This is a genomic window from Sulfitobacter aestuarii (assembly GCF_042685005.1).
Classification (GTDB): domain Bacteria; phylum Pseudomonadota; class Alphaproteobacteria; order Rhodobacterales; family Rhodobacteraceae; genus Sulfitobacter; species Sulfitobacter aestuarii.
The window spans coordinates 230,731-253,313 of the sequence record NZ_JBHUMP010000003.1 but is presented as its reverse complement, the minus strand read 5'-3'; the positions used below and the strand labels follow the sequence as shown (position 1 = coordinate 253,313).

Sequence of the window (22,583 nt, the reverse complement as noted above, 5' to 3'; positions counted from 1 at the left end):
ATGAGCCAGCCCAATATCCTGATCCTGATGGTCGACCAGCTCAACGGCACGCTGTTCCCCGACGGCCCGGCCGACTGGCTGCACGCCCCCAACCTGAAGAAGCTCGCGGCCCGCTCGACACGGTTTCGCAATGCCTATACGGCCTCGCCGCTCTGCGCGCCTGGGCGGGCGGCCTTCATGTCGGGCCAGCTGCCCTCGGCCACAGGCGTCTATGACAATGCCGCCGAATTCGCCTCCTCGATCCCGACCTATGCACACCACCTGCGCCGCGCCGGCTATCACACCTGCCTCAGCGGCAAGATGCATTTCGTCGGCCCCGATCAGCTGCACGGTTTCGAGGAACGGCTGACCACCGACATCTATCCGGCGGATTTCGGCTGGACCCCGGATTACCGCAAACCCGGCGAGCGCATCGACTGGTGGTATCACAACATGGGCTCGGTGACGGGCGCCGGGGTGGCCGAGATTTCCAACCAGATGGAATATGACGACGACGTCGCCTATCAGGCCAACCGCAAGCTCTATGATCTCTCGCGCGGGCTCGACGCACGGCCCTGGTGCCTGACGGTCAGCTTCACCCATCCCCATGACCCCTATGTGGCACGAAAGAAATACTGGGATCTCTACGAGGATTGCGCCCATCTGGAACCGCGGGTCGGCGCCATTCCCTACGAGGAACAGGACCCGCATTCCCAGCGCATCTTCGATGCCAACAATTGGCGCGAGTTCGACATCACCCGCGAGGATATCGGCCGGTCGCGCCGGGCCTATTTCGCCAATATCTCCTATCTCGACGACAAGATCGGCGCGCTGCTGCAAACGCTTGAGGACACGCGGCAGGAAGCCATCGTGGTCTTCGTCTCCGACCATGGTGACATGCTCGGCGAACGCGGCCTGTGGTTCAAGATGTCCTTCTACGAAGGCTCCTCGCGGGTACCGATGATGATCGCCGCCCCGCAGATGCAGCCGGGCTTGCACACCACTCCAGTCAGCAATATCGACATCTGCCCGACGCTTTGCGACCTCGCCGGCGTATCGATGGTTGAGGTCTCCGAGTGGACCACCGGCCAGTCGCTGGTGCCGATGGGGCAGGGCGTTGAGCGGCGCGAGCCGGTGGCGATGGAATATGCCGCCGAAGCCTCCTATGCGCCGATGGTCTCGCTGCGACAGGGCAGGTGGAAATACATCCGCTGCGCGCTCGACCCCGAACAGCTCTTCGACCTCGAGAGCGATCCCGACGAGCTGGCCAACCTTGCCGCGGACCCGGCCCATGCAGAGGTGCTGCAGGACCTGCGCCGACAGGCGGACGCACGCTGGGATCTTGACGCCTATGACGCCGACGTGCGCAAGAGCCAGGCGCGGCGCTGGGTGGTCTACGAGGCGCTGCGTGAGGGCGGCTACTACCCCTGGGACTACCAGCCCCTGCGCCTCGCCTCGGAGCAATATATGCGCAACCACATAGACCTGAACACGCTCGAAGAGACCAAGCGCTTCCCGCGCGGCGAATGAGCCTTCACCCTTTTGAAAATACTCCCGCCGGAGGCAAGAAAGTCAATTGCATGACCTATGAGACCCAACCCAGAGCCAGCCATTTCATCGACGGAAAATACGTCGAGGACAGCGCCGGGGCCGAGATCGAAGTGATCTACCCCGCCACCGGCGAACGGATCGCCACGCTGCACGCCGCGACCCCGGCGATCATCGAACAGGCGATCGCGGCCGCACGGCGTGCGCAGCCGGCCTGGGCCGCGATGACCGGCAGCGAGCGCGGCCGCATCCTGCGCCGCGCCGCCGATCTGATGCGCGAGCGCAACCATGACCTGTCGGTACTCGAGACCCGCGACACCGGCAAACCCTATCAAGAAACCTCCGTCGCCGACGCCACCAGCGGCGCCGATGCGATGGAATATTTCGGCGGACTCGCCGCCAGCCTGACCGGCGAGCATATCCAGCTTGGCGAAAACTGGGTCTATACGAGGCGTGAACCGCTCGGCCTCTGCGTCGGCATCGGGGCGTGGAACTATCCGACCCAGATCGCCTGCTGGAAAGCCGCCCCGGCGTTGGCCTGCGGCAATGCGATGATCTTCAAACCCTCCGAGACGACGCCGCTCTGCGCCCTCAAGGTGGCGGAGATCCTGCACGAGGCCGGGCTGCCCGCGGGGCTGTGCAACGTGGTGCAGGGCATGGGCGAGGTCGGCCATGCGCTCGTTACCGATCCGCGCGTTGACAAGGTCTCGCTTACCGGCTCGGTACCGACCGGGCGCAAGGTCTATGCCGCCGCCGCCGAGGGGATCAAGCACGTGACGATGGAGCTGGGCGGCAAGTCGCCGCTGATCGTCTTTGAGGATGCCGACATCGACAATGCCGTGAGCGGCGCCATTCTCGGCAATTTCTACAGCTCCGGGCAGGTCTGTTCCAACGGCACGCGGGTTTTCGTGCACCGCGACATCAAGGAAGCCTTCCTTGAACGGCTCTGCGCGCGGCTCGACAAGGCGGTGATCGGCGATCCGCTGGATGAAGCCACCAGCTTTGGCCCGATGGTCTCGCAGCGCCAGCTCGAGATCGCCCTGTCCTATGTCGAGAAGGGCGCGGGCGAGGGGGCGCGGCTTGCCTATGGCGGTGCGCGGCTGGAGCGCGAGGGCTTTTACATGCAGCCCACGGTCTTTGCCGATGTCACCGATGACATGGTCATCGCCCGGGAGGAGATTTTTGGCCCGGTGATGGCGGTGCTCGATTTCGAGGATGAGGATGAGGTGATGGCGCGTGCCAATGACACCGAGTTCGGCCTTGCCGCCGGGGTGTTCACCCGCGATCTCGCCCGCGCCCACCGGGTCGCTGCGCGGTTCGAGGCCGGGACCTGTTACATCAACACCTACAATGACGCCCCGGTCGAAGCCCCGTTCGGCGGCATGAAGAATTCCGGCGTCGGGCGGGAGAATTCGAAGGCGGCGATTGAGCATTACAGCCAGCTGAAGTCGGTCTTCGTGCGCATGGACGATGTCGAGGCGCCGTTTTGAGGGCGAATCCGAAGGCGCGCTGGCGCGCATTGTTCTCATGGGCGCTCGCGGTGAGGTGAGCCCGGCGCAGGTGCGCTGGTGTGGGTTGAAAGGGGTGTGTGATCTGCGCAGAACTGCCTGGGGCCGCATTCTGCGTCTCAACACACCCCGACGATTTTGAAAGGCGATTCCCTGTTGCGTCAAGGACAGACCGCGCGTCGCGCGGGGCCTGCGGCCTCCTTGACCGGCCACGGAATCACGATTGGAAGTGAGTGAGATGGAAGCGGAATTCGTGATCGTTGGGGCCGGGAGCGCGGGCTGCGCCATGGCCTATCGTCTGGCCGAGGCCGGGAAAACGGTGCTGGTGATCGAACATGGCGGCAGTGACATGGGCCCGTTCATCCAGATGCCCGCGGCATTGTCCTATCCGATGAACATGAAGCGCTATGACTGGGGCTATCGCTCCGAACCCGAGCCGCATCTCGGCGGGCGGCGGCTGGCCTGTCCGCGCGGCAAGGTGATCGGCGGTTCGTCGAGCATCAACGGCATGGTCTATGTGCGTGGCCATGCGATGGATTACGAACATTGGGAAGAGAGCGGCGCGCGCGGCTGGTCCTATGCCGATGTGCTGCCCTATTTCAAACGCATGGAGACCTGGCATCACAACGGCCATGGCGGCGATGCCGCCTGGCGCGGCAAGGACGGGCCGCTGCATGTCAGCCGCGGGCCGCGCCAGAACCCGCTGTTCGACGCTTTCGTGCAGGCCGGCCGCCAGGCCGGGTACGAGCTCACCGACGATTACAACGGCGAGAAGCAGGAGGGCTTCGGTCCGATGGAGCAGACCGTCTGGAACGGGCGGCGCTGGTCGGCGGCCAATGCCTATCTGCGCCCGGCGCAGCGCAGCGGCAAGGTGCGGGTGATCCGTGCCCTGGCGCGGCGCGTGGTGATCGAGGAGGGCCACGCCACCGGCGTCGAGATCTCGCGTGGTGGGCGGGTCGAGGTGATCAGGGCCGGTCGCGAGGTGGTGCTCACCGCCTCGTCGATCAATTCGCCGAAGCTGCTGATGCTCTCGGGCATCGGGCCGGGGGCACATCTGGCCGAGCACGGGATCGAGGTCATTGCCGACCGTCCCGGCGTCGGTCAGAACCTGCAGGATCACCTGGAGCTCTATATCCAGATGGCGGCGAGCCAGCCGATCACCCTGTTCAAGCACTGGAACCTGTTCTCCAAGGCGATGATCGGCGCGCAATGGCTGCTGACCAAGCGCGGCATGGGCGCGTCGAACCAGTTCGAGAGCGCCGCCTTCATCCGCTCCAAACCCGGTGTGGCCTATCCCGACATTCAATACCATTTCCTGCCGATCGCGGTACGCTATGACGGGCAGGCGGCGGCCGAGGGCCATGGATTCCAGGCCCATACCGGCCCGATGCGCTCGAAGTCACGCGGCAATGTCAGCCTGCGTTCTGCCGATCCGCTCGCCGATCCGGTGATCCGCTTCAACTATATGTCGCATCCCGAGGATTGGGACGATTTCCGCACCTGCATCCGCCTCACGCGGGAGATCTTCGGGCAGGAGGCGTTCAAACCCTTCGTCAAGCACGAGATCCAGCCGGGCGCGGAGCTGCAGACCGACGAACAGCTTGACGCGTTCATCGCCGAACATGCCGAGAGCGCCTATCACCCCTGCGGCACCTGCCGGATGGGGGCGGCGGATGACCGGCACGCGGTGGTCGATCCCGAAGCGCGGGTGATCGGGGTTAAGGGGCTGCGCGTGGCCGACAGTTCGATCTTCCCGCGCATCACCAACGGCAATCTCAACGCGCCCTCGATCATGGTGGGCGAGAAAGTGTCGGACCTGCTGCTCGGGAAGGCACCGCTGGCGCGGGCCAACGAGGTGCCCTGGATGCATCCGAACTGGCAGGTGGCGCAGCGCTGAGGCGGTAACCTCTCTTAACATTTGCCGTTGAACCCGGCGACGGCCCTTGTCATATCGGCAGGATGTTAAGAATTTGTTCACGATTTGCCCTGATGTTGATGCTGTCGGCCGTAGCGGTGCCGGTGTCAGCGCGGGAGGGCGTTATTCATGGGGCGATCCGGGTCATCGACGGCGATACGCTGGCGATCGGCAAGGCCCGGCTGCGCCTGCACGGGATTGACGCGCCGGAAGCCGGGCAGCCCTGCCGCGACGGCGGCGGCACGGTTCTGGCCTGCGGCGATTGGGTCACCGGCGAGGTGCGGGCCCGTTTCGAGGGGCGGCAGGCGCGCTGCGATCTTCGCGAACTCGACCGATACGGTCGCAGCGTGGCGAAATGTTACGTGGCCGGGGAAGATGTCGGCCGGCTGCTGGTACAGCAAGGGCTCGCCTTCGCCTATCGCAGATATGCGATGGATTACGATCTCGATGAGAAGGCGGCTTTCGTCGCGGGACGCGGGTTGCATGGATTCACCCTGCAGACGCCCGCCGCCTATCGCGCGGCGCAGCGGGCCACTGTCAGCGACGAGGGCAGCGAACCGCCCGGCGATTGCCGGATCAAGGGCAATATCAGCAGCAAGGGCAGCCGGATCTATCACCGGCCGGACCAGCGCGACTACGGCCGGACCCGTATCGAAACCTCGAAGGGTGAACGCTGGTTCTGCACGGCAGTGGAGGCGGAAACGGCGGGCTGGCGCGCGGCGCGGCGCTGATTGGTGTAAGAAGATACGACAGCGGTCACTCGACGCGATAGGGCAGCACGCCGCGCCGGTCCGGATCCACCACCAATCGCCGCTCCAGCGGCGGCACGGAGCGTTGATGGCAATCCCGCCGCTCGCAGATCCGGCAGGAGATGCCGATCGGTTCGAAAGCATTGTCGCGGGTCACATCGAGCCCGTCGGCATAGACCAATGCGCTGGCATGGCGCACTTCGCAGCCGAGCGAGATTGCATAGCGCCGTACCGGTGCGCCGAAATGCCCCGCCGGTTTGGAGATGTCGCGCGCCAGGCTGATGTAGCGCACCCCGTCCGGCGTTTCGGCCAATTGCCGCAGGAAATGTCCCGGCGTCTCGAAAGCGCGGTGCACGTTCCACAGCGGGCAGGCCCCGCCGAACCGTGCAAATTGCAACCGCGTCGCGGAGTGCCGCTTGGTGATCGTGCCGGCCTGATCCACCCTTACGAAGAAGAACGGGATGCCCTTGGCGCCGGGCCGCTGCAAGGTCGACAGGCGGTGGGCCACCTGCTCGATCGAGGCGCCGAAATGGTTGGCCAGGACTTCGAGGTCATGGCGGCAGGCACGCGCCTTCTGCAGGAAGGCGCCATAAGGCATCAGCGCGGCCCCGGCGAAATAATTGGCCAGGCCGATCTTGGCGATGTCGCGCGCCGCCGGGCTCTGGAACCGGGCCAGGTCCAGCGTCGCCTCGAGCAAGGCATTCTGTCGGCTCAACGCCACCTGCAGAAGCAGTTGGAAGCTCTGGGTTTGCGGCGCGGAACGCGAGGACAGGCAAAGATGCCGCTCGGCTCCGTCGTAATGACGCAGCGCTTCGCGGTCGGCAAAACTGACGCTGATCCCCGCTTCGCCCAAAGCCGCCACCGCGACGTCGCGGATGGACGCATCCGGGCCGGAACGGCTGGCGAAATGTTCGGCGGCGCGGTCCACGGCGTCGATGTAATTGTCGCAATAATGAAAAAAGTCGCGCACTTCCTCCCAGGGGCTCGGACTGGCGCGCGCATCCTCGCGTCCCAGTGCCTCATCGAGCGAGGCCAGCCGCTCATGGGTCTGCCGATATTGTCGATGCAAAGTCAAAAATGCGCGCGCCAGCCCCGGCGCGTTGGACGCTGCAAGCCGGATATCGGCCATCGGCGGCATTTCTCCGTCAAACACCGGATCGGCCAGAACCTCGCGCAGGTCGCTGGCCAGCCGCTCGCCGTCGCCGGTGGACAATTCCGTCACGTCGAGCCCGAATTCGGCTGCCAGCGCCAGCACGACATTGGTGCTCACCGGCCGGTTGTTGTTTTCCATCTGGTTGAGATAGGGCAGGGACAGGCCGAGGCGCGCGGCGAAATCCTTCTGGGTCAGCCCGGCGCGGGTCCGGGTCTCGCGCAGCTTGGCTCCGGCGTAGAGTTTCTGTGTCGCCATGCGTCCCGCGTCCTTTGCAACTTTGCAGCAAGGCGCAGCCTAGCTTTGCAAATCGCTGCCCGCAAGCCGCCCTGAGGCTAGAGGCCGAGCACCTTCTCGCGGCGGATCACCACCATGATCGAGGCCACCCCGGCGATCGCGGTCAGCAGCATGATCCAAAGCAGCGGATAGGCCCCGGTCTCCTCGCTGAGCAGCAATCCGGTCAGCACCGCCAGCGCCGAGCCGCCGCCGATCATGATCGCCCCGCCGAGCCCCGAGGCGGTCCCCGCGAGATGCGGCCGCACGGAGAGCATCCCGGCGGTGGCATTGGGAATGCAAAGCCCGTTGCCGAGCCCGACCAATGTTACCATGCCGAAAAAGGTGATCGCCGAACCATGCCCGGCCAGGAAGATCAACAGCGACACCGCGCCGCCGCAGGCATTGGCGAGGCAGCCCCAGAGCACCATCCGGTTGATCCCGAAACGCGTGGCGAACCGGCCGGTGAGGAAATTGCCGAGGAAATAGCCGATCGCAGGCGCACCGAAGGCCAGGCCGAGCCAGAATGGCGACATGCCGAAGACATCGCTGCCCACGAAGGGTGCGCCGCCGAGATAGGCGAAGAAAGCGCCGGAACAGAAGGCCGAGGCCAGCGAATAGCCCCAGAACCGCGGCGAGCCGAGCAATTCGGGATATTCGCGGAATTGCTGTGTCATGCTCTTGCCGGTGGATTGCAGCGTCTCGCCCTGGTCGAACCAGACCAGAACCATCACCGCCAGCCCCATGATCAACAATGCCCAGAAACTCGCCTGCCAGCCGAATGCCTCGTCAAGCACCCCGCCGAGCGCCGGAGAGATCATCGGCACCAGCGCCATGCCCATCGTCACATAGCCGAGCATCGAGGCGGCTTCGTCCTGGGAGTAAAGATCGCGCAGCACTGCCCTGCTCAGCACCAATGCCACGGCCACCACCGCCTGCGCCATGCGAAAGGCGAGAAAGATCTCGACATTGGGTGCCCAGAGACAGCCGAGCGTCGCGGCGACGAAAAGCCCCATGCCCCAGAGGGTGACATTGCGGCGCCCCAGATTGTCCGAGATCGGCCCGACGAAGAGCTGGATGATGGCGCTGAACAGCAGGTACAGCGGCACGGAAAGCTGGATCACCCCGTAGGACGTGCCGAAATGATCCGCCATTTGCGGCAGGCTCGGCAGGAAGATGTTCATCACCATCGCCGACATGCCTGCAAGCATGATCAGGGTGGTCAGATGAGGCGGGGTGGAACGGTCCAGAAAGCGGACGGCATGGGCGCTATTCATGATATCGGACCTACGCCCAAGCCCCGGACTTGTCCATATCCGCCGTTTCTTTGCCAATTTGCAATTTGCTGGAACCACTTTGAATAGCATTTGCAAATTTGCGGAATTGACCTTTGGTTGCCCCGGGCTTTGCTCTAGGGTGCCCGAAAACCAACCGGTATCGTTTCAAGAGGGGGCGTGATGAAGGATATTCTGGCTGAACTGGAGAACCGCCGCGAAATAGCACGGCTTGGTGGCGGCGCGCGCCGTATCGAGGCGCAGCATGACCGCGGCAAGCTCACCGCACGCGAGCGGGTCGAGCTTCTGCTCGACGAGGGTTCGTTCGAAGAATTCGACATGTTCGTCACCCATCGCTGCACCGATTTCGGCATGGAGCAGCAGAAGCCGGCCGGCGACGGCGTGGTCACCGGCTGGGGCACGATCAACGGCCGTCTCGTCTATGTCTTCAGTCAGGATTTCACCGTCTTCGGCGGCTCGCTTTCCGAAACCCACGCCCAGAAGATCTGCAAGATCATGGACATGGCCGTGCAGAACGGGGCTCCGGTGATCGGCATCAACGATTCCGGCGGTGCGCGGATCCAGGAAGGTGTCGCCAGCCTCGCGGGCTATGCCGAGGTCTTCCAGCGCAATATCGAAGCCTCCGGGGTGATCCCGCAGATCAGCGTCATCATGGGGCCCTGCGCCGGGGGCGCGGTCTATTCTCCGGCGATGACCGATTTCATCTTTATGGTGAAGGACACGTCCTACATGTTCGTTACCGGCCCCGACGTGGTCAAGACCGTGACCAACGAGGTGGTCACCGCCGAGGAGCTCGGCGGCGCTTCCACCCATACGCGCAAATCCTCGGTGGCCGATTCGGCGTTCGAGAACGATGTCGAGGCGCTGGCCGAGGTTCGTCGCCTGGTCGATCTGCTGCCCGCCAACAACGGCGAGAAACCTCCGGTCCGGCCGTTCTTCGACGATCCCAACCGTATCGAGCCCTCGCTCGACACGCTGGTGCCGGCCAATGCCAATACGCCCTATGACATGAAGGAGCTGATCCTCAAGCTCGGCGATGAGGGGGAATTCTACGAGCTTCAGGAGAACTTCGCCAAGAATATCATCACCGGCTTCATCCGCATCGAAGGGCGCACCGTCGGCGTGGTGGCGAACCAGCCGATGGTGCTTGCGGGCTGTCTCGATATCGACAGCTCGCGTAAGGCGGCGCGGTTCGTGCGGTTCTGCGACGCATTCGAGATCCCGATCCTGACCCTCGTCGACGTGCCCGGCTTCCTGCCCGGTACCAGCCAGGAATTCGGCGGGGTGATCAAACACGGCGCCAAACTGCTCTTCGCCTATGGTCAGGCCACGGTGCCGATGGTCACTGTCATCACCCGCAAGGCCTATGGCGGGGCCTATGACGTGATGGCTTCCAAACATCTGCGTTCGGATTTCAACTATGCCTGGCCGACGGCGGAGATCGCGGTGATGGGGGCCAAGGGCGCGACAGAGATCATCCATCGCGCCGACCTTGGCGATGCGGAAAAGATTGCCGGGCATACGGCCGATTACGAGGCGCGTTTCGCCAATCCCTTCGTCGCCGCCGAGCGCGGTTTCATCGATGAGGTGATCCAGCCACGCAGTACCCGCAAGCGCGTCGCCCGCGCCTTCGCCAGCCTGCGCAACAAGAAGGTCACGACGCGCTGGAAGAAACACGACAATATTCCGCTGTAACGGGACGGGGATGATGTCGCTTCTCTATGCCGGAAATACTCCACGGGGGTCCGGGGGTGTGAAACCCCCGGTGGGCGGAACATTGACCGCGCCTATCGGGTTTTCCGCTAAAGGAGACCGCGATGACCAAGGATCACGGAAAGAGCATCAAGGACGACGAGACCTACGAGGCGCTGCGCAAGGATGGCGCCTCCAGGGAAAAGGCCGCGCGCATCGCCAATGCCCGGGCCAATCCCGATCAGCAGCCCTCGAAGAAGGGCGGGCAGAACCCGCCTTACGAGGAGTGGAGCAAGGAAGATCTTTACCACCGTGCCCAGGAACTCGACATCGAGGGGCGGTCGGACATGGACAAGGACGCCCTGATCAAGGCCCTGCGCAACCACTGAGCCGGGCAGCTGCCGGGGCGCGAACATGAGGTGTCTGGCGCCTCTCCCGATCCTGCTCTGCGCTCTGGGCGCTCCGGTCACGGCCCATGAGGTACCGTCGGGGCAGGATGTCGGCCTCGAGGAAGTGCTGGTCGAGGAAGCGGGCGGCGAGACGTTGCTGCGCTTTCGCTTCGTCGCTCCGGCCATCGCCCGGGAGAGCCGCGCGCTCGGCCCGGATCAGGCCTTGCCCGACCTGGATCATCTCTGTACCAGCGTCGCGCTGCCCTATCTTGCCGAACATGATCTCACGGCCGCCCGGATGGTCCTGTCGCTGGCCGACCGACCGAGCGCTTTCGGCGTGGCCGACGCGGAAATCACTCGATTTTTCGAAGCTTACAGGCCGTCCGGTGGCAACTGTATCTGGGAGGGCCTGTGATGGCGCTACAATATCTTGCGGCCACCGAGCCGCGTTCTGCGGCGGATGATGCTTTGGCGTCACAGGCTCAGCGATTGGCACTGGCCCCGTATGAATTGCCTTCTAGATCGCTTATCATGGCCGCGAGGAATACCCACGTATTTCTTACCTCAGAATCGGGGCAGGTGAGGCAATTCGCAGTGCCATGCCCCATAAACCTAGACAGGAGACCTAGATGTCGAAGAGCATCACTATGCTGGCTGCATTCGGTTTGGTTGCAGTCGTATCCGCCTGCGCCCCGAAGCAAGAAGAATATGTTGTCGTCGAGCCGGAGCCGATTTCGGTCGAACCGACCTATACCGGCAAGTACAAGTAATGTCGGAACAGGGCAGGCGCCTGCGCCTGTCCTGATCCCCGCCGCCCCTCTGGTCCGGGGGATAACATGCTGAAGCATCGCGGTTTTCCCAGTCGATTGTCGGGAACGGACTTTCAATTCACCATTCGCCGACCCAATCCCAAGGGCGTCACCCCGCTGATCCGGCGTGAGCGCCGCGCCGATCGTCGTCCGCCCGACCGACGCGCGGATACCGGCTTCATGAAGGCGCTCTGGCAGGCCTTCGGCGATCAGCCCTTCGAACGCGGCAATCTCGATGCCGGTCGCCTGTCCTGGCTGTTCGGCCGCGAGGTGCTGCCCGCCACCGATCCTTTCGACCCCGAGGATTACGAAGCGCTTCTGGTCATTGACGAGACCGCGGCGCGGCGCGCCTTTCCGGACGCTTTCGAACCGTGATCGGCATGTTGTTGCCCATGCACAGCCCTGACAGGCAGCACTTGGCCGATTTCTCCGATGCCGGGAATCGCCGCTTGGCCAACGCCGCACGTTGCGGCAGGCTCGATGCTGCAGCTCGCGGCAATATCCTTGATTTTCCGCTTGTGCATCAAGACCATACCCCTTCCCCTGATGGGCAGCAGGCCGTTTTTCCGGCTCTGCTGCCCAATTTTTCCGGGCGCCGGGACGTTGGCCTCAGATCAAACCGCAAGCCGACAAGCGGGAACCCGATGGGCTTCTGCTGCGTTGGTCTTGCAAAGACAGGAAACGAAGGATCAGGACCATGTCCATCAAGAACATCATACTCGGCCTTGTGGCCTGCGGCGGACTTGCCGCCTGTGGCGACACGCTCGGCGAGCAGGCGCTCGGCGGCGCGGCGGTCGGTGCCGGTGCCGCGGCAATCACCAGCGGCAGCCTCGCGCAGGGTGCGGCTATCGGCGCAGCCGGTAACGTCGCCTATTGCCAGCTCTATCCGGGCCGCTGCAACTAAGGCAGAGAGCCTTCTAAGACAGATAGAACGACACGGAAACGACAGCGACCGCGCGGCCCCGGCCTGCGCGGTTTTCCTGTGTTCGACCTCCCAGCTTCATCATCTTACTCACCCCGCGCAGCCCGGCCTGCGGCGGGGTTTTCCCGAGTCATCAATTACGAGCCAGAAGGACAGAGCATGTTCAACAAGATCCTGATCGCCAACCGGGGCGAAATCGCCTGCCGGGTTATCAAGACCGCACGCAAAATGGGCATCGCCTCCGTGGCTGTTCATTCCGACGCCGATACCCAGGCGCTGCATGTCCAGATGGCGGATGAGGCGATCCATATCGGCCCGTCCCCGGCCAACCAATCCTATATCGTCATCGACAAGGTGATGGAGGCGGTGCGCCAGAGCGGCGCCGAAGCGGTGCATCCCGGCTATGGCTTCCTGTCCGAGAACAGCAAGTTCGCCGAAGCGCTGGCCGCGGCGGGGGTCGTCTTCGTCGGGCCGCCGGTCGGAGCCATCGAAAAGATGGGCGACAAGATCACCTCCAAGAAGATCGCCAAGGAGGCCGGGGTCTCCACGGTGCCCGGATATATGGGACTTATCGAGAATGCCGACGAGGCGGTCCGGATTTCCAACGAGATCGGCTATCCGGTAATGCTCAAGGCTTCTGCCGGCGGCGGCGGCAAGGGCATGCGCATCGCCTGGAACGACGAGGAGGCGCGAGAGGGGTTCCAGTCGTCCAAGAACGAGGCCGCCAACAGCTTCGGCGATGACCGGATCTTCATCGAGAAATTCGTCACCCAGCCGCGCCACATCGAGATACAGGTGCTCTGCGACGCGCATGGCAACGGCATCTATCTGGGCGAGCGCGAATGTTCGATACAGCGGCGCAACCAGAAGGTCGTGGAGGAAGCGCCGAGCCCGTTCCTTGACGAGGAAACCCGGCGCGCCATGGGCGAACAGGCCGTGGCGCTGGCCCAGGCGGTGGGCTACACCAGCGCCGGCACGGTCGAGTTCATCGTCGATGGGGAGCGCAATTTTTACTTCCTCGAGATGAACACCCGTCTGCAGGTCGAACATCCGGTCACCGAGCTAATCACCGGCGTCGATCTTGTCGAGCAGATGATCCGGGTCGCCGCCGGAGAGGAACTGAGCATCCGTCAGGAGGATGTCACGCTCAACGGCTGGGCGATCGAGAACCGGCTCTATGCCGAAGACCCCTATCGCGGATTCCTGCCCTCCATCGGTCGGCTGACCCGCTACCGCCCGCCGCAGGAAATCGCCGCCGGGCCGCTGCTCGACAATGGCAAGTGGCAGGGCGACGCGCCGGAAGGCGGGATGGCGGTGCGCAACGATACCGGCGTCTATGAAGGCGGTGAGATCTCGATGTATTACGACCCGATGATCGCCAAGCTCTGCACCTGGGCGCCGACCCGCGCCGAGGCGATCGAGCGGATGCGTGTGGCGCTCGACAGTTTCGAGGTGGAGGGGATCGGGCACAACCTGCCGTTCCTTTCGGCGGTGATGGATCATCCGAAGTTTATCTCCGGCGAGATGACCACCGCCTTCATCGCCGAGGAATATCCCGAGGGCTTTGACGGCGTGGAGCTGCCCGAGAAGGAGCTGCGCCGCATCGCCGCCGCCACTGCCGCCATGCACCGTGTCGCCGAGATCCGCCGCGCCAAGGTTTCGGGGCGCATGGACAATCACGAGCGCAAGGTCGGCAGCGACTGGAACGTGACGCTGCAGGGTCATTCCTTCGACGTGCGGATCGAGGCCGACACTGCCGGTTCCACGGTGACCTTCGATGGTGGCGCCAGCCTGCGGGTCAGCGGTGACTGGACCCCGGGGGATCAGCTCGCGACGATGACGGTGGCGCAGGCGCCGTTGATCCTGAAGGTCGGCAAGATCTCCGGCGGGTTCCGCGTGCGCACCCGCGGCGCCGACCTCAAGGTCCATGTCCGCACCCCGCGCCAGGCCGAACTGGCCCGGCTCATGCCGGTGAAACAGGCACCCGATACCTCCAAGATGCTGCTCTGCCCGATGCCTGGTCTGGTGGTGAAACTCGATGTCGAGGTCGGCGATGAGATTCAGGAGGGGCAGGCGCTCTGTACGATCGAGGCGATGAAGATGGAAAACATCCTGCGCGCCGAGAAGAAGGGCGTCGTCTCGAAGATCAACGCCGACGCGGGCGACAGCCTGGCGGTAGATGATGTGATCATGGAGTTTGAATAGGGCCGATGCGGCAGGGGGCGGCATATCCTGTCGGGACGACCGGTCCCGGTGCTCCCGCCTTCGGGCGGGATCACTGGATGATGTTGCCCTGGATCTCCTTGCGTTCCCGGATCTCGCGGCGCCGTTCGGGCATCTTGTCGATGCTGCGGCTGATCTCGCGCACGTCCCAGGGGAAGGGCTTGCGCAGCTTTACACGGCCGTCCTTGCCGAGGATCGCCAGCATGAAGCCGCGTGGCCGCAGTTTCAGCCGCATGGCGCCGCGGGCCTGCGGGTCGGTGTCGGTCAGCACGATGACGTCGCGGATCCTGAGCTCGTCCTGGTGCTGTTCGAGCAGTTCCATCTGCTCGATGAAAGCGGGGTCGAAATCGCTGTCGGCAAAGACCACGACCGGGCGCTTTTTCCACAGCAGTACATTCAAATCCACTTCATTGGCGGGCTGGAAGATCGGCGGCTCATCCTGCGCGGCAATGGTCTCCGCCCCGGCGCCAGCGGCAATAAGTCCAATGATTACAAACGGTATGAGGCGTTTCATTGCGTCTCCTCTTTGCCAAGATATAGTCACTGTCGGCGCGATTGCGAAGCGTCGGGGCGTCAGTTGCGACATTAAGTTCGCTGCAACGGGTTCATGGTCATGATCGACCGGTTCCCCGCATCATGGCCGAACGGGGCGGCCTTGGACAGTAGGTTGGTCACCGCGCACATGAATATTACCCTGCATATCGGGGCGCATCGCTGCGCCAGCACCACGTTTCAGCAATATCTGCGCCAGAATGTTGCGGCGCTTTCCTCGGGCTCGGTGGGTTTCTGGGGACCGCGGCGCACCCGGATATCGCTCTTTGCCGGGCTGTTCCCCGGCCCGGCGGCGGCGCGCGGAAGCAACCTGCGCCGCCGCGCCGAGGCACGGGTGCAGATGCAGCTGCGCCAGGCCCGCGCGGCGGGGTTGGGCGATCTGCTGGTCAGCGACGAGAACGTGATCGGCAGCACGCGGCATTGCCTGCGCCGCCGCAGCCTCTATCCGGCGATCGGTGAGCGGATGGCGCGGGTATCCGCCGCATTCAACGGGCAGATCGACCGGGTGGTGCTGGTGATCCGCGATCAGGAGCAATGGTGGGCCTCGGCCTGTGCCTATGCGGTGGCACGCGGCCATCCGCTGCCCGATGCCGAGATCCTCGCCGAGATCGCGGTGGACCGGCGTGGTTGGCGCGATGTGATCACCGATCTGGCCTGCGCAATGCCCGACGCGGCAATCGAAGTGGTGCCTTTCGAACGTGTCGCGGCCCGGCCCGGCGCCCTGCTTGAGCTCTGCGCGCCCGTCACCGCGCCGGATGACCACAATGCCCGCTGGCTCAACCGCGCGCCTGATTTGCCGCGCCTGCGGGCAGCGCTGGAGCGGCGCGGCGAGGACCCGGCAAGCCTGCCCCCGGGCGCGGGACGCTGGCACCCCTTCACCGCGGCGCAGCGCGCCGCCCTGCGTGAGAACCACGCCGACGATCTGTTCTGGCTCAGCGCCGGGGCCGATGGTCTGGCAACACTGACAGAGGACCCCTTCCGCGACAGAACCGGCCCGAGCCGGTCAACGGAAGACAACCCGAGAGGACAAGGACATGACAGCGGACAAGGAAACCTGGCGCAATCTGGCTGAGGGCGAGCTGCGCAATCGCAAGCTGGAGGATCTGACCTGGCAGACGCTGGAGGGGATCCCGGTGCAGCCGCTCTACACGGCGGAGGATCTCGAAGGGCTCGCTCATCTTGACAGCATCCCCGGACAGGCGCCCTATACCCGCGGCGTCAAGGCGACAATGTATGCCGGGCGGCCCTGGACGATTCGCCAATATGCCGGTTTCTCGACGGCGGAGGAGTCCAACGCGTTCTACCGCCGGGGCCTCGCCGCCGGGCAGCAGGGCGTTTCGGTGGCCTTCGATCTGGCCACCCATCGCGGCTATGACAGCGACCATCCGCGGGTTGAGGGCGATGTCGGCAAGGCCGGGGTGGCGATTGATTCCGTCGAGGACATGAAGATCCTGTTCGACGGCATCCCGCTCGACAAGGTTTCGGTCTCGATGACCATGAACGGCGCGGTGATCCCGGTGCTGGCGAGCTTCATCGTCGCCGGAGAGGAACAGGGCCATGACAAGTCGGTGCTGTCGGGCACGATCCAGAACGACATCCTGAAGGAATTCATGGTCCGCAACACCTATATCTATCCGCCCGAAGCCTCGATGCGGATCGTAGCGGATATCATCGAATACACCTCCGAGCAGATGCCGAAATTCAACTCGATCTCGATCTCCGGCTATCACATGCAGGAAGCGGGTGCGAACCTGGTGCAGGAGCTGGCCTTTACCATCGCTGACGGGCGCGAATATGTACGCACCGCCATCGCGCGCGGCATGGATGTGGACAAATTTGCCGGACGGTTGAGCTTCTTCTTCGCCATTGGGATGAATTTCTTCATGGAAGCCGCGAAGCTGCGCGCGGCGCGGTTGCTGTGGTCGCGGGTGATGGAGGAGTTCGAGCCGAAGAATCCGAAATCCTCGATGCTGCGCACCCATTGCCAGACCTCGGGCGTCAGCCTGCAGGAGCAGGACCCCTATAACAACGTGATCCGCACGGCTTACGAGGCGATGAGCGCGGTGCTGGGCGGTACCCAGTCGCTGCATACCAATGCGCTTGATGAGGCGATCGCGCTGCCCACCGATTTCTCCGCCCGCATCGCGCGCAATACGCAGTTGATCCTGCAGGAAGAGACCGGCGTGATTAATGTGGTCGATCCGCTGGCCGGGTCCTATTACGTCGAGAAGCTGACCCATGACCTTGCCGAGGCGGCCTGGAAGCTGATCGAGGAGGTCGAGGAACTCGGCGGAATGACGAAGGCGGTGGCCTCGGGCATGCCCAAGCTGAGGATCGAGGAAGCGGCGGCGCGGCGGCAGGCCAATATCGACCGCGGCACCGAGGTGGTCGTCGGCGTCAACAAGTACCGCAAGGACAAGGAAGACCCGATCGACATTCTCGATGTCGACAATGTCGCGGTGCGCGACAGCCAGATCAAGCGGCTCGAGAAGATCCGCGCCGCGCGCGACGAGGATGCCTGCCGGGCAGCGTTGGCCGAGGTGACGCGCGTCGCGCGCGAGGGCGGCAACCTGCTGGAAGCCGCGGTGGAAGCAGCCCGGGTAAGGGCCTCTGTGGGAGAGATCAGCATGGCTATGGAAGACGAGTTCGGCCGCCATCGCGCCGAGGTGAAGACCCTCGCCGGTGTCTACGGTGCTGCCTATGAGGGGGATCAGGGGTTCTCCGAGATCCAGAAGGCGGTCGAGCAATTCGCCGAGGAGGAGGGGCGTCGCCCGCGGATGCTGGTGGTCAAGATGGGGCAGGACGGCCATGACCGCGGCGCCAAGGTGATCGCGACCGCCTTTGCCGATATCGGGTTTGACGTCGATGTCGGTCCGCTGTTCCAGACCCCGGCGGAGGCGGCACAGGATGCGGTCGACAATGACGTCCATGTCATCGGCATCTCGAGCCAGGCAGCAGGGCACAAGACGCTCGCGCCGCAGCTCGTCAAGGCGCTGAAGGAGGCCGGGGCCGAGGATATCCTGGTGATCTGCGGCGGCGTGATCCCGCAGCAGGATTACAAGTTCCTGCAGGATGCGGGGGTCAAGGCGATCTTCGGACCCGGCACCAATATCCCGTCGGCGGCGCAGGATATCCTGAAGCTGATCCGCGCGGCGCGCGGGTGAGACGGGGCTGCGGCCCGACCGGGGCGCGGGGGGCGCGGGGCGGCTTTTGAGCGCCGCGCCGGTGCGCGCCGCCGCCGCGGCAGATGCGGAGGCGGTGGCGGAGCTGTGGAACCGGATGATCCGCGACACGCTGGCGACCTTCAACAGCCGTGAGAAGACGGTGGCGGAGGTTGGCGAGCTGATCGCGCAGCGCCCCGGCGCCTTCTTCGTGGCCGAGGAGGGGAGGCTCGACGGATTCGTCACCTTCGCGCAGTTCCGCGCCGGGCCGGGCTATGCCCATACAATCGAGCATACGATCCTGCTCGACGAGGCAGCGCGGGGCCGCGGCATTGGCCTCGCGCTGATGCGGGCGGCGGTCACGGCAGCGGAGGCGGCGGGACATCATGTCATGGTCGCCGGTATCAGCAGCGCCAATCCCGCGGCGGTCACCTTCCATGAACGGCTCGGCTTTCGGAAGGTGGGCCATATGCCGCAGGTCGGTTTCAAGGCAAACCAATGGCTTGACCTGATTTTGATGCAGAAAATCCTCGCGGCGTCCTGACTTCCCCTCGCCGCCCCGGTAAGGTCGGCCCATGTCGATCTGGAACCGCATCACCGAAGCCCTCTCGGCCCTTGCCTCCGGCGAGGGACTCGCTGCCGTCTTTGACCGGCTGCGCAGCCCGCCGGAACGCTCCGTCGCCTTCACCATCGCGGTGATTGCCCTCGGTGCCAAGATGGCCAAGGCCGACGGGCTGGTCACGCGCGACGAGGTCATGGCCTTCCGCGAGGTTTTCCAGATCGCCGAGGAAGACCGCGAAGGGGCGGCGCGGGTATTCAACCTGGCACGCCAGGATGTCGCCGGTTTCGAGGAATATGCCAGGCGCATCGCGCGGATGTTCCGCGACAATCCCGATGCGCTGCGCGATCTGCTTGAGGGGCTATTCCATATCGCCATGGCGGATGGCAAGTATCACCCCAACGAGGATGCCTTCCTGGAACAGGTAGCGGCCATTTTCGAGATTGCGGAGGAGGATTTCGCAGCCCTCAAGGCGCGCTTCGTGCCCGATACCTCGCCCTTGCCCCATACGGTGCTCGGCATCGCGCCCAATGCCAGCCGCGAGGAGGCGCGCGCCGCCTGGCGGCGTCTGGTACGGGCCAATCATCCGGATGCGCTGGTGGCCCGGGGCCTGCCGGAAGAGGCGGTGCTGATGGCCGAAAAGCGGATGATCGACATCAACCGCGCCTGGGCAACCCTGTCGGCGCGGTATGGCTGATGCGCATCGCCACCTACAATGTAGAGTGGTTCTCGAGCCTCTTTGACGGGGACAACAGGCTTTACAACGATGAGGAATGGTCGTCGCGCCACGATGTGACCCGCGCGCGCCAGACCGCGGCGCTGGTGCGGGTGTTTCGGGCGCTCGATGCCGATGCGGTGATGATCATCGAAGCGCCGGATCAGGGCAGCAAGCACCGTACCGTGGCGGCGCTGGAGCATTTTGCCGCCCATGCCGGGCTGCGGGCCCGCGAGGCGGTGATGGGATTTGCCAATGACACCCAGCAGGAGATCGCGTTGCTTTACGATCCCGACCGGCTCGACGCGCGCCATGATCCGCGCGGGAAATGGAGCGGGCCGGAGGGCGCGACGGGCGCACCGCGCTTTGACGGGGTGCTGCGGATCGATCTCGACATCGATGCGCGTGAGGATCACGTGGTCTTCTCCAAGCCGCCGCTGGAACTGGCGGTGAAGACCGCCGGCGGTTTCACCTTCCGGATGATCGGCGCGCATCTGAAATCGAAGGCCCCGCATGGCGCGCGCAACGCGGCCGAGGTGCTGCGTTTCGGCATTGCAAACCGGCGCAAGCAGCTGGCCCAGGCGATCTGGCTGCGCGGCCGGATCGAGGAGCATCTCGACGAGGGCGAGCCACTGATCGTGCTCGGGGATCTCAATGACGGGCCCGGTCTCGATGAATTCGAAGACCTGTTCGGGCGGTCTTCGGTGGAGATCGTGCTCGGCCATGAGGGGCCGCGGGCGCTGTTCGATCCGCATGCGAAACAGGCGCTGTCGCGCAGGCTCGGCGCGATGCCCACCACCTCCCGGTTCTGGATCCGTCCGGAACAGCGCTATCTTCAGGCGCTGCTGGATTACATCATGGTCAGCGACGCCTTTCGCCAGCGCAATCCGCGCTGGCGGATCTGGCATCCGCTCGATGATCCGTCCTGCTGGAAAGACCCGGAATTGCGCGACGCTTTGGTCACCGCCTCCGACCATTTCCCGGTCACGCTCGATTTCGAGGACTGGAAAGCGCCGTGAAAGTGTCTATCTTGAAAGACATGAAACGCACCGCCTTGATCCTCGCCTTCTCCTGCGCCCTTGCCGTGCCTGCCTTTGCTCAGAGTATCGAGCCGGAGCCTGCCCCGGATCCGCAGGATGAAGAGAGTTTTTCGCTGATGGAACGCGGCGCGCAGATGTTCATGGAAGGCATCATGCGGCAGATGGAACCGGCGTTCGAGGATCTGTCGGACCTCGCCGACCAGATGCGCCCCGGGCTGCGGAATTTCGCGCGTGAGATGGGGCCGAAGCTGAAGGAACTGGTGGACGAGGTCGAGGATTGGAACGCCTATCAGGCGCCCGAGATGCTGCCTAATGGTGACATCATCATTCGCCGAAAGCCAGACCATCCGCTCGAACCCCCCGAAAAGCCGACCGAGCCGAACCCGCAGATCGAGCTCTAGGGCACAGGCTCAGGTCTCGGGCTTGGCAGTGGTCTTGGCCACGCTCACGGTCACCTCGGCCCCGAGCGACGAAGCGAGCGAATTGAGCCGCGACTGCGCAACCTCGCCGAAGAGCGGCATCATGTCCGCCGTCAGCCGCAGTTCCAGCACCTTCTTCTTGGGGAACCAGCGCAGTTCGCCGCGGTCTTCCTCCTTGTTCATCCACAGCATCGCGCCAAAGCGCATTGCCTTGCCGAGGATCTCCGCCTCGAGCCGGGTGTTCTCGTCGACCATTTCGTAAAGATCGGCAAAACGAGTGTTCTCGCGCTTGTTGGAATAGCGGTGCAGCAGGGCGAGGCCGAGGTAGATCCGCTCGGAATGTTTCAGCCCGCCGAGGTTGGCGCGGGTGGCATTGTCAAAACAGGTCTCGGCCCGATAGTCGGGATGCGCGCGCCAGCTCACGTCATGCAGCAGGCAGGCGGCCTTCACCAGCCGTTTGCGCGGGGCCGGAGCGCTTTTGTAGAGCGGGAGGATGAAATCGTAGAGCACCTTGCCAAAGCCCGGCATCCGCGCATCCTTGGCCTCGGCAAAGCGGCAGGCCTCGATCAGCGGATCGCGGTCGCGCAGACGCTGCGGCATCTGTTCATAGAGCATGCCCTCGCGGATCCCGTAGCTTGAGATCGCGATATCCTTGGGCTTGAAGCTCTGCACCAACCGGCTCAGTACCTCGGCCGCATAGGGCACCAATGCCATCCGGCTGGAGGAAACCCCGCAGGCGCTGCGCAGCTTGCCGAGATCGCTTTGCTGGATGAATTTGACCGTGGCGCTGACCGAACGCACGGTCATGCGGTATTCGTGCAGAACATGCAGCGGATAGCCGCGCCGGTACATGTCGATCCGCGCGATCGCCCGCCAGGAGCCGCCGACGAGGAACAGCCGGTCGCGCTGGCTGCCCATCTTTTCCTGCAGCCCGGCGATGACCTCCTTGATATGGGCCTGACGCGCCTTGGCGCCGCCCTTGATGTCACGCAGTTTCAGCGGTCCGAGTTGCGACGTCACCCGCCGTCCGACCCGGCCGCCGGAGATTTCCGCCAGTTCCATCGAGGAACCGCCGATGTCGCAGATCAGCCCGTAGGCGCCGGGCCAGCCCAGCAGCACGCCCTGCGCCGAAAGCCGGGCTTCCTCCTCGCCGTCGATGACCCAGATCCGCAGTCCCGTCTCGCGGCGCACTTCCTCGCAGAAATCGCGCCCGTCGCTGGCATCGCGCACCGCCGCGGTCGCGACGACGGTGAGTTCGGAAAGCCCCATGCCATCGGCCAGCTTGCGAAAGCGCCGCATTGCCGAGAGCGCCCGGACGCGCCCCTCGGGTGAAAGATGACCGGTCTCGGCCATGCCCGCGCCAAGAGCGCACATGATCTTCTCGTTATAGAAATAGGCGGGGGACCGCGCCGCGCCGTCGAAGACCACGAGGCGTACGGAGTTCGATCCGACATCGACGACCCCGACCTTTGCCAGCCCGCGGGCCGACGGGTCCTGGAACAGCGGTTTGCCGAATAGACCCAGATCGGCCACCCCGGTTTCAGGGACACGGGCGGTTTCGGTCTGGTCTGCCATGCATACTCCTGCGGGCCATCCGTTGAGGCGTGCAAATTAACCGACGGGGTCAGGGGGTCAATTGTTTTTCGCCCCGCCGCGCCCCCTGGGACCGCCGACTGTTGCCCGCG

General features: G+C 64.5%; 21 protein-coding genes. 17 read left to right on the top strand and 4 right to left on the bottom strand.

Annotated features, from left to right (window positions below):
- The 4 genes from betC (at position 1) to ACFSUD_RS05705 (ending at position 5,681) form a co-directional block, all read left to right on the top strand.
- Entirely contained in the window at positions 1–1,509 is a 1,509-nt protein-coding gene (betC, locus tag ACFSUD_RS05720; protein ID WP_386372314.1) for a choline-sulfatase, read from the top strand.
- 50 nt (positions 1,510–1,559) lie between these two features.
- Positions 1,560–3,017 carry a betaine-aldehyde dehydrogenase gene (gene betB / locus ACFSUD_RS05715; protein WP_386372312.1) on the top strand — a complete coding sequence of 486 codons (1,458 nt, stop codon included), beginning with the start codon at positions 1,560–1,562 and terminating at the stop codon, positions 3,015–3,017.
- A gap of 256 nt (positions 3,018–3,273) precedes the next feature.
- Entirely contained in the window at positions 3,274–4,932 is a 1,659-nt protein-coding gene (gene betA, locus ACFSUD_RS05710; protein WP_386372591.1) for a choline dehydrogenase, read from the top strand.
- A gap of 92 nt (positions 4,933–5,024) precedes the next feature.
- Positions 5,025–5,681 (top strand): thermonuclease family protein, encoded by a 657-nt coding sequence (locus ACFSUD_RS05705; RefSeq protein WP_386372310.1) that lies wholly within the window; start codon positions 5,025–5,027, stop codon positions 5,679–5,681.
- Between the two features lie 25 nt (positions 5,682–5,706).
- Here ACFSUD_RS05705 and ACFSUD_RS05700 read toward each other — a convergent pair whose 3' ends face one another.
- Together ACFSUD_RS05700 and ACFSUD_RS05695 are read right to left on the bottom strand one after the other, a co-directional pair.
- Complete coding sequence (locus tag ACFSUD_RS05700) at positions 5,707–7,107, bottom strand: helix-turn-helix domain-containing protein (protein ID WP_386372308.1); 1,401 nt, start codon at positions 7,105–7,107, stop codon at positions 5,707–5,709.
- Positions 7,108–7,184: 77 nt separating this feature from the next.
- Positions 7,185–8,399 carry a multidrug effflux MFS transporter gene (locus ACFSUD_RS05695; protein ID WP_386372306.1) on the bottom strand — a complete coding sequence of 405 codons (1,215 nt, stop codon included), beginning with the start codon at positions 8,397–8,399 and terminating at the stop codon, positions 7,185–7,187.
- Between the two features lie 180 nt (positions 8,400–8,579).
- On the opposite strand from ACFSUD_RS05695, the gene ACFSUD_RS05690 reads away from it, so the two are divergent.
- The 7 genes from ACFSUD_RS05690 to ACFSUD_RS05660 all read left to right on the top strand — a co-directional run bounded on the left by ACFSUD_RS05690 (position 8,580) and on the right by ACFSUD_RS05660 (position 14,434).
- Entirely contained in the window at positions 8,580–10,112 is a 1,533-nt protein-coding gene (locus ACFSUD_RS05690) for an acyl-CoA carboxylase subunit beta (RefSeq protein ID WP_386372304.1), read from the top strand.
- Between the two features lie 122 nt (positions 10,113–10,234).
- On the top strand, positions 10,235–10,498 hold the full coding sequence (locus ACFSUD_RS05685; protein WP_386372302.1) for a DUF7218 family protein: 264 nt from the start codon (positions 10,235–10,237) through the stop codon (positions 10,496–10,498).
- A gap of 25 nt (positions 10,499–10,523) precedes the next feature.
- Entirely contained in the window at positions 10,524–10,913 is a 390-nt protein-coding gene (locus tag ACFSUD_RS05680) for a DUF6497 family protein (RefSeq protein ID WP_386372300.1), read from the top strand.
- Between the two features lie 214 nt (positions 10,914–11,127).
- The gene (locus tag ACFSUD_RS05675; RefSeq protein ID WP_386372298.1) at positions 11,128–11,268 is read left to right on the top strand and encodes a hypothetical protein; all 141 of its coding nucleotides are present in this window, start codon (positions 11,128–11,130) and stop codon (positions 11,266–11,268) included.
- A 66-nt stretch (positions 11,269–11,334) separates the two neighbouring features.
- Positions 11,335–11,682, top strand: coding sequence for a hypothetical protein (locus ACFSUD_RS05670; protein WP_386372296.1), 348 nt, complete (start codon positions 11,335–11,337; stop codon positions 11,680–11,682).
- Between the two features lie 322 nt (positions 11,683–12,004).
- On the top strand, positions 12,005–12,211 hold the full coding sequence (locus ACFSUD_RS05665; protein ID WP_386372294.1) for a hypothetical protein: 207 nt from the start codon (positions 12,005–12,007) through the stop codon (positions 12,209–12,211).
- Positions 12,212–12,388: 177 nt separating this feature from the next.
- Entirely contained in the window at positions 12,389–14,434 is a 2,046-nt protein-coding gene (locus ACFSUD_RS05660; RefSeq protein WP_386372292.1) for an acetyl-CoA carboxylase biotin carboxylase subunit, read from the top strand.
- A 70-nt stretch (positions 14,435–14,504) separates the two neighbouring features.
- Here the strand turns inward: ACFSUD_RS05660 and ACFSUD_RS05655 are convergent, their stop codons facing one another.
- The gene (locus tag ACFSUD_RS05655) at positions 14,505–14,966 is read right to left on the bottom strand and encodes a DUF4174 domain-containing protein (protein WP_386372290.1); all 462 of its coding nucleotides are present in this window, start codon (positions 14,964–14,966) and stop codon (positions 14,505–14,507) included.
- Between the two features lie 168 nt (positions 14,967–15,134).
- Between ACFSUD_RS05655 and ACFSUD_RS05650 the strand changes: the two genes are divergently transcribed.
- The 6 genes from ACFSUD_RS05650 to ACFSUD_RS05625 are packed head-to-tail and all read left to right on the top strand — an operon-like array spanning position 15,135 to position 20,880.
- Positions 15,135–16,076, top strand: a complete 942-nt coding sequence (locus ACFSUD_RS05650; protein ID WP_386372289.1) for a hypothetical protein — start codon at positions 15,135–15,137, stop codon at positions 16,074–16,076.
- A complete protein-coding gene (gene scpA, locus ACFSUD_RS05645; RefSeq protein ID WP_386372287.1) occupies positions 16,039–18,168 on the top strand; it encodes a methylmalonyl-CoA mutase in 2,130 nt (709 codons plus the stop codon). The genes ACFSUD_RS05650 and scpA overlap by 38 nt, the downstream gene beginning before the upstream one ends.
- A gap of 46 nt (positions 18,169–18,214) precedes the next feature.
- On the top strand, positions 18,215–18,709 hold the full coding sequence (locus ACFSUD_RS05640) for a GNAT family N-acetyltransferase (RefSeq protein WP_386372285.1): 495 nt from the start codon (positions 18,215–18,217) through the stop codon (positions 18,707–18,709).
- A 31-nt stretch (positions 18,710–18,740) separates the two neighbouring features.
- A complete protein-coding gene (locus ACFSUD_RS05635) occupies positions 18,741–19,421 on the top strand; it encodes a TerB family tellurite resistance protein (protein WP_386372284.1) in 681 nt (226 codons plus the stop codon).
- Positions 19,421–20,458 (top strand): endonuclease/exonuclease/phosphatase family protein, encoded by a 1,038-nt coding sequence (locus ACFSUD_RS05630; protein WP_386372282.1) that lies wholly within the window; start codon positions 19,421–19,423, stop codon positions 20,456–20,458. Before ACFSUD_RS05635 ends, ACFSUD_RS05630 begins: the two co-directional genes overlap by 1 nt.
- Before the next feature lie 20 nt (positions 20,459–20,478).
- Positions 20,479–20,880 (top strand): hypothetical protein, encoded by a 402-nt coding sequence (locus ACFSUD_RS05625; protein ID WP_386372589.1) that lies wholly within the window; start codon positions 20,479–20,481, stop codon positions 20,878–20,880.
- 9 nt (positions 20,881–20,889) lie between these two features.
- Here the strand turns inward: ACFSUD_RS05625 and ACFSUD_RS05620 are convergent, their stop codons facing one another.
- Positions 20,890–22,473: a Ppx/GppA family phosphatase gene (locus ACFSUD_RS05620; protein WP_386372280.1), complete on the bottom strand. Its 1,584-nt coding sequence runs from the start codon at positions 22,471–22,473 to the stop codon at positions 20,890–20,892.
- Positions 22,474–22,583 lie beyond the last annotated feature (110 nt).